This is a genomic window from Cryobacterium sp. TMT4-10, from assembly GCF_004403275.1.
Taxonomy (GTDB): Bacteria; Actinomycetota; Actinomycetes; order Actinomycetales; family Microbacteriaceae; genus Cryobacterium; species Cryobacterium shii.
On record NZ_SOGU01000054.1, the window covers coordinates 1 to 6,449 of the forward strand.

The 6,449-nt window shown below is 68.2% G+C and carries 5 protein-coding genes and 1 tRNA gene; 4 read left to right on the top strand and 2 right to left on the bottom strand.

The features are described from left to right. Positions 1-294 precede the first annotated feature (294 nt). Together E3T42_RS08285 and E3T42_RS08290 are read right to left on the bottom strand one after the other, a co-directional pair. Entirely contained in the window at positions 295-765 is a 471-nt protein-coding gene (locus E3T42_RS08285; RefSeq protein ID WP_134402805.1) for a RidA family protein, read from the bottom strand. Between the two features lie 3 nt (positions 766-768). Beyond that, positions 769-933, bottom strand: a complete 165-nt coding sequence (locus E3T42_RS08290) for a DUF4177 domain-containing protein (protein WP_134367998.1) — start codon at positions 931-933, stop codon at positions 769-771. A 50-nt stretch (positions 934-983) separates the two neighbouring features. Here E3T42_RS08290 and E3T42_RS08295 point away from each other — a divergent pair, with 50 nt between their 5' ends. The 4 genes from E3T42_RS08295 to E3T42_RS08310 all read left to right on the top strand — a co-directional run bounded on the left by E3T42_RS08295 (position 984) and on the right by E3T42_RS08310 (position 6,287). Continuing rightward, on the top strand, positions 984-3,530 hold the full coding sequence (locus E3T42_RS08295; RefSeq protein WP_134402806.1) for a transglycosylase domain-containing protein: 2,547 nt from the start codon (positions 984-986) through the stop codon (positions 3,528-3,530). Then, entirely contained in the window at positions 3,527-4,510 is a 984-nt protein-coding gene (locus tag E3T42_RS08300; protein ID WP_134367996.1) for a metallophosphoesterase, read from the top strand. The genes E3T42_RS08295 and E3T42_RS08300 overlap by 4 nt, the downstream gene beginning before the upstream one ends. A 112-nt stretch (positions 4,511-4,622) precedes the next feature. Then, positions 4,623-4,696: transfer RNA gene (locus E3T42_RS08305), tRNA-Pro, on the top strand. A gap of 106 nt (positions 4,697-4,802) precedes the next feature. Beyond that, on the top strand, positions 4,803-6,287 hold the full coding sequence (locus E3T42_RS08310; protein WP_134402807.1) for an MFS transporter: 1,485 nt from the start codon (positions 4,803-4,805) through the stop codon (positions 6,285-6,287). Positions 6,288-6,449: the final 162 nt, after the last annotated feature.

Sequence of the window (6,449 nt, forward strand, 5' to 3'; positions counted from 1 at the left end):
GCATCCGTCACGCCCGGCGCGCCTGACCCGCGCCGCCCGCGTGACCCGCGCAGCCCGCGTGACCCGCGCAGCCCGCTCCGCGCAGCGCGCCGCGCCGCCCGCCTAAACCGGCCCCCAACGCAGCCCCCTCCAACCAATTCGACGGAGATTTTGGGCTAGAACGCCGTTTCAGAGCCCATTTCGCACTTTTAAACCAAAATCTCCGTCGAATTCGTTCGGGGCTGCCGGCCTCAGCACGGGGAGCGGGGGCCAGGCGAGGGGCGAGGGGCAGGGAGCGAGGGGCAGGGAGCGAGGTCAGGCGAAGGAGACGATCAGCTCCAGCTCGACCGGCGAGTCCAGCGGCAGCACGGCGACGCCGACGGCCGAGCGTGCGTGCACGCCCCGGTCGCCGAAGATCTCGCCGAGAACCTGCGACGCCCCGTTGATGACGCCGGGCTGGCCCGTGAACGACGGGGCGGATGCGACGAAACCGGTGACCTTGACGATCTGCGTGATGCGATCGAGCGAACCGATCACGGCTTCGATCGCGGCGAGCGCGTTCAGCGCGCACTGCCGGGCGTACGCCTGGGCGTCGGCGGCGGGAACGAGGCCGTGGCCGTCACCGACCTTGCCGGTGGCCGGGAGCGCCCCGGAGACCATCGGCAGCTGACCGGAGGTGAAGACCAGCGAACCGCTGATCACGGCCGGAACATAGGTGGCGACGGGCGGCACGACGCTGGGCAGGTCGATACCCAGCTCGGCGAGGCGGGCTTTGATCTGTGACATGGTTCAGGCTCCTTCGGTGGCGAGGGGGCGCTTGAGGTAGGCGACGAGCCCGCCTTCGGGCCCGGGAACGACCTGCACGAGCTCCCAGCCGTCAGAGCCCCAGTTGTTCAGGATGGCTGCTGTGTTGTGAATCATCAGCGGGGTGGTGAGGTACTCCCAGGCAGGCATATGGCTCCGATTCAGGCTGTTTTTCAGATTTGTCACTTAGTCTCAATTGTATGTCTGCCATAAATCGTTCGGTCAGTGGAGCCCTCGCCGGGCTCCTCGGTTTCGTCGGGATGAGCGCCATCGCCGGCGTCCTCGTCACCGCTGCGGTCACTCCCGCGCTGGCCCTCTCGGGCATGACCGCCACGAACACCATCAACGTCTTCGAGAACCTACCCGATTACCTCTCGATCGACCAGCTCTCGCAGAAGAGCAATATCTATGCCATGCACACCGACGGCACGCCCCAGCTGCTCGCATCCTTCTACGACCAGAACCGCGTTGAGGTTCCCTGGGATGGCATCAGCCAGTTCGTGAAGGATGCCGCCGTCGCCGGTGAGGACCCGCGCTTCTACGAGCACGGCGGCATCGACCTCGAAGGCACCATCAAGGGCGTCGTGAGCACCGTGGCCACCGGCAGCGCCCGCGGCGGCTCGTCGATCACCCAGCAGTACGTCAAGAACGTTCTCGTGCAGAAGTGCGAGGTGCTCGCCGACCAGAAGAAGCGCACCGCCTGTTACGACCTGGCGACGGAGACCAGCCCCGACCGGAAGCTCAAGGAGATGCGCCTGGCGATCGGGGTGGAGAAGAAGTACCCCAAGGACGACATCCTGCGGCAGTACCTGAACATCAACGGTTTCGGCGGATCCGTCTACGGCATCGAGTCCGCTGCCAATTACTACTACAACACCAGCGCCGCGGCCCTGACCCTGCCGCAAGCCGCCAGCCTCGTGGCCATCGTGAACAACCCGGTGAAGTTCCAGCTCGACGACCCCGCGAGCGAAACCAACGGCGCCGCCAATGGGTACGCCGCCAACAAGGAGCGCCGCGACTACATCCTCGGCGAGATGCTCAAGTACAAGAAGATCACCCAGGCCGACTATGACGCCGCGCTGGCCACGCCGATCGAGCCGACCATCACGGAACCGAGCACCGGCTGCCAGACCGCCGGCGGCAGCGCGTTCTTCTGCGACCTCGTCGTGCACACCCTGCAGACTGATTCGACGTTCGGAGCCGACGAGGCCGCACGGTTGGCCAACTTCCGTCGCGGCGGCTACAACATCTACACGACCCTCGACCTTGACCTGCAGGACGCCGCCGAGGCGACCCTGACGGAGAACGTCCCCAAGACGGACCCCAACTGGGATGTCGGAGGCGTCATCACGAGCGTGCAGGTCGGAACCGGCCGCGTGCTGGCCATGACCCAGAACAAGGACTACAGCCAGGACCCGGCAGTCCAGGCCACCGGTGCGAACTTCACCGGCATCAACTACAACACCGACATCGACCAGGGCGGCTCGAGCGGGTTCCAGCCCGGCTCGACCTACAAGGTCTTCACCCTGGGCGAATGGCTGACCGAGGGACACTCGCTCAACGAGCGGGTCGACTCCCGTCGCAAATCGGACTGGGGCGTGTTCAAGGACAGCTGTAACGGCAACGCGAGCTACGCCTTCAACCCGAAAAACGATGCGAACGAGTCCGGCGCCAACTACAGCGCACTCCAGTCGACGATCGGCTCCATCAACACCGGATTCATCGGGATGGCGAAGAAACTCGACCTCTGCGGCATCCGTAAGACGGCCGAGGCCTTCGGCGTACACCGTGCCAACCTCGAACCGCTGGAACAGGGACCCTCGGCGGTGCTCGGCACGAACGAGGTCGCCCCGCTGAGCATGGCCGTCGCCTTCGCCGGCATCGCGAACAACGGCGTCAAGTGCAGCCCCATCGTGATCGACAAGATCATCGGGCCGGACGGCACCGAAATGGCCCCGCCCAAGTCCGAGTGCACGCAGGCGGTCACCCCTGAGGTCGACGCCGGCATGACCTATGCCATGCAGAAAGTGATGACGGAGGGCACCGCCACCGCGTCAAACAGCGCGACGAAGCCGCGCGTGCCGATGATCGGCAAGACCGGTACCACCGACGGCAACAAGGACACCTGGATGAGCGGGTCGAGCAGCAAGGTCGCCACCGTCGTGGGCGTCGTCAGCGTCACCGGTGACATCAACCAGCGCCAGGTCTACTGGGACCAGGGCACTGCCGCCACCGCCCGTCACCGGATGTGGCCCGCAGTCATGTCGGTCGCGAACGCGAAGTACGGCGGGGAACCCTTCGCCGAGGCCTCCGGCAAGGTGCTGCAGGCCGTGCCGATTCCGATCCCTGACCTGCGGGGCAAGTCCATGGCCGACGCGACGTCCGTTCTGCAGGCCGCCGGGTTCGAGGTCGTGGACGGCGGAGCAACCGACTCCGAGCTGCCCGCCGGAACCGTGGCCCGCACCGACCCGTCGGGCACCGCGAGCCGCGGCGCCACCATCACGTTGTTCTCCAGCAACGGCAACCTCGGCGCGGTACCCGACGTCGTCGGCAAGACCGAGGCCGAGGCCACGGCCGCCCTTCAGGGGTTCGCCGTGGATAAGAAGGAGCAGGACGTCACCGATCCCAAGCAGGTGGGCATCGTTCTCTCGATGACGCCCGCCGGCGGCACGGGTGCGGCAGCCGGCAGCGCCGTCACGATCGTGGTCGGCAAGCTCGCCAACGGCAACGGAAAGGGCAACGGATGAGCCGGGCCGGCTCCGCGGGCCGCGCCCTCGCTCTGAGCACCGGCGCGGTCGTCGCGGCCGGAGCCGCCGCGTTCGCCTGGGGTTCGCTCGTGGAGCGCCGCATGTTCACCCTGCGCGAGGTTGACGTTCCGGTGCTCGCGCCGGGTTCGGACCCGATCAAGGTTCTGCACCTGTCCGACCTGCACATGGCGCCCTGGCAGCGCGACAAGCAGGAGTGGGTGCGCGGCCTCGCCGGGCTGAAGCCCGACCTGGTCGTCAACACCGGCGACAACCTCGGTCACGCCGACGGAATCCCGGGGATCGAATATGCGCTGGAGGCGTTCCGCGGCATCCCGGGCATCTTCGTCAACGGTTCCAACGACTACTTCGGGCCGATTCTGAAGAACCCACTGAAGTACTTCGGTGCGCCGTCGCTGCTGCGCACGGCGATGCACGAGAAGCTCGACATCGACGGGCTGCACGCCGTCTTCGCCGACCTCGGCTGGGTCGACCTCAACAACGCCGCCGGCGCGCTGGACCTCAACGGCACCCACCTCGAGCTGTTCGGCGTCGACGACCCGCACATCAGGCGCGACCGCCTCGACCTGATCACCCGCGCCATCGACGACCTGCGGGCGAGCGACCCGCTCTCCGAGGAGCACTGGCCCGACCCCGAGGAGGCCAGCGAACCGCGGCCGACGCTCACGATCGGTGTCGCCCACGCGCCCTACCAGCGCGTGCTCAACTCCTTCGTGAACCACGGCGCCCAGCTGATCCTGGCCGGGCACACCCACGGCGGCCAGGTCTGCGTTCCCCGGTTCGGCGCCCTCGTCACCAACTGCGACATCCCGCGCCAGCAGGTCAAGGGGCTCAGCCTCTGGGACTCCGGCTTGCACTCGGCCTACCTCAACGTGTCCGCGGGCCTGGGCACCTCCATTTACGCGCCGGTGCGTTTCGCCTGCCCGCCGGAGGCCACCCTGCTCACGCTCACTGCCGCGTAGGTCGCGGCCGCGCGCGGGTCACCCGCAGCTCGCGGGCAGGTTGCGTGAAGGCCGTCCAAAGGTCGAGACCTGCCCGTTCGTGGGGTTATACTTGACAAGGCTCACGGGCCATCGGGGTATGGCGCAGCTTGGTAGCGCGCGTCGTTCGGGACGACGAGGTCGCAGGTTCAAATCCTGTTACCCCGACAGATACACAAAACCCCCACTCTTCGGAGTGGGGGTTTTCTGTTCCCCACAGCGTTCGACGCACCACGGTGTTCGATCCACCCCAGCGTTCGAGAGGATCCGGACCATGTCCAAGACCACCCCGTCCAAGACCCCCGGGGCCTCCCCGCCCGCACCCGTCGTCTCACGGCACGCCTGGCAGGCCCTCGTCGTGCTGCTGGCCGGCATGTTCATGGCCCTGCTCGACACCACCATCGTGAACGTGGCACTGCCCACCATCCGCACCAGCCTCGACGCCTCGGAGGCCACCCTCTCCTGGATCATCTCCGGCTACGCGCTCGCCTTCGGAATCGCCCTGATCCCGGCCGGCCGGCTCGGGGACCGGATCGGCCATAAGTGGGTCTTCTTCACCGGGCTGTTGCTGTTCACCCTCGCCAGCCTCGCCTGCGGGCTCGCGCAGAACGACCTGCAGCTGATCATCGCCCGCGTCGTGCAGGGCCTCGCCGGCGGCATGTTCGTGCCGGCCGTCACCGCCGTGATCCAGCTGCTGTTCCCGCCACTGGCCCGCGGCAAGGCGTTCGCCATCATGGGCTCGGTCATCGGCGTCTCCACGGCGCTCGGCCCGATCCTCGGTGGCGTGATCATCCAGGCCTTCGGCGACGAGAACGGATGGCGCCTGGTCTTCTGGGTCAACCTGCCGATCGGCGTCGCGGCCCTGATCGCCGCCGCCATCCTGCTGCCGGCCGGCGCCGAGCGCGCCGCCGGTGACGAGCGCGGCGGCATCGACTGGGTGGGCCTGCTGCTCATCTCCGGCGGGCTGGTGGCCCTGCTGGTGCCGCTGATCGAGGGCCAGGACCAGGGCTGGCCGCTCTGGACCTACCTCACCCTCGCGGCCGGTGCGCTGCTGGTGGTGGCGTTCGGAGCCTGGGAGGTTCACTACACGCACCGGGGCAAGAGCCCGCTGGTGCCGCCGAAGCTGTTCCGGCATCCGGCCTTCAGCGGTGGCATCGTGCTCGCCCTGGTCTATTTCGCGGCCTTCACCAGCATCTTCTTCACCATCTCGATTCTCTGGCAGGCCGGGCTCGGGCACACCGCGCTCGAGTCGGGGCTGGTCTCGATTCCGTTCGCCTTCGGCACCATCATCGGGGCGTCTCAGAGCAACCGGCTGGCCCAGCGGCTCGGCCGCACGGTGCTGATCATCGGCGTGGCGCTGGTCACCATCGGGCTGGTCTGGATCTGGCTCGCCCTGCTGCTGATCGGTCCCGAGATCACGAACTGGGAGCTGCTGCCGCCGCTCGCGATCGCCGGCCTCGGCAGCGGGTTCTTCATCGCCCCGAACGCCCAGTTCATCGTGGCCACCGTGGACCGCTCGGAGGCCGGCGCGGCCAGCGGCGTCGTCGGCGTGATGCAGCGGGTCGGCAGTGCGGTCGGCATCGCCGTCATCGGCAGCGTGTTCTTCGGCACCCTGGTGGTGGCGGGCCCGACCCCTGCGGCCCTCGCCGACGGCTTCACCGCCAGCGCCACCGCTGCGATGGGCGTCAGCGCCGCGTTCAGCGTGCTGGCCCTGCTGCTCGTGTTCGTGCTGCCGAAGCGGGTCAGTGCCGCGCGGTAGTGCGCGCGGAGGTTCAGTCGGCGGCGGCCGCGGCTCGCGGCAGCCGTTCGCGGCACCCGTTCGCGGCACCCGTTCGCGGCAGCCGTTCGCGGCACCCGTCCGCGGCACCCGTCCGCGGCACCCGTCCGCGGCACCCGTCCGCGGCACCCGTCCGCGGCACCC